This window comes from Oleiphilus sp. HI0132, from assembly GCF_001635845.1.
In genome coordinates this window covers 1-1,183 of sequence record NZ_LWGJ01000584.1, presented here as the reverse complement: position 1 = coordinate 1,183, position 1,183 = coordinate 1, and the positions used below count along the sequence as shown (strand labels likewise).

The window sequence follows — 1,183 nt, the reverse complement described above, 5'->3', positions numbered from 1 at the left end:
GTGGTGCGCTATTATCTTCAACGTTAACAACTCTAGTTACGGTAAGTGCAGCGTTACCAGCACTATCGCTGACGTCATAGGAAAGCGTATAGCTGCCCAAAGTTGTTGGGTCCACGCTACCGCTAGGGATAATGCTAGTGGAAATATTTCCATCGATATTATCACTTGCTGTTTCGCCCGGGTCGCTGAAGATGCTTCCCAATGCAATGCTCATAGGGTTTGAGCCCAGTAGTGAAATAACGGGGATCGTCGTATCTGAAACAAGGACTGTTCGAGTTACTTCTATAGCGGAATTACCTGTGTTATCGCTGACGTTATAACGAGTGATATAGGTTCCAGCAATAGAGGTATTGACAGCGTCACCGGAAATAATAATTGCAGAGCTTAAGTCTCCGTCGACACTATCGCTAGCAGTCGCGCCAAGTTCAGTAAAGCTGCCATTTAACTCAACATGAAGAGGGTTATCTCCGATCAGCGTGATAACAGGTGGTAAGGAGTCTGCAACATTGACAGTACGAGTTACCGGGGTTGCAGGGTTTCCTTGAGAGTCACTGACGTTGTAGGTTAGGGCATAGCTACCTGCGACGCTTGCGTTAACAAAGCCGGTAATAGAGATATTTGAAGAAACGTCTCCGTCGACAGCGTCGAAAGCACTTGCACCAGGGTCGTTGAATATCGTGCCTTGTTGGTGCTCGATGGTGTCACCACCGATTAATGTGATTGTTGGTCCTGAGCTGTCTGATACGTTTACAGTTCGGGAAACAGTGGCTGCAGCATTGCCAGCGGCGTCACTCACGTCATAGTTAAGTGTGTAGCTTCCAGGGGTACTGGTGTCAACGAAACCACTAGGGATTATATTGGATGAAATGTCGCCATCTATATTATCCGAAGCGCTTGCCCCCGCATCTGTATAAATACTGTCAATATCAACACTTACAAAACTATCTCCGATAAGTGTAATGACGGGGTCAGTAAAGTCATTCACGTTAACCGTACGTGTTTGTTGAGGTGCAGGATTTCCATTGGAGTCACTGACATCATAGGTAATGATATAAGTGCCAGCAACGCTAGAGTCGACCATTGTGCCGCCAACTATAATGCCTGCAGATAGGTCTCCGTCAAGTGCGTCATTCGCAGTCGCACCAGCATCGGTATAAGGGGTATTTAGCTCATGGTTAAGTGG

Annotated in this window: 1 protein-coding gene; it reads right to left on the bottom strand. The window is 46.9% G+C overall.

Annotated features, from left to right (window positions below):
* Positions 1-1,183: DUF5011 domain-containing protein (locus A3766_RS07150; RefSeq protein ID WP_156508751.1), on the bottom strand; the 1,183-nt coding region annotated here is incomplete at both ends.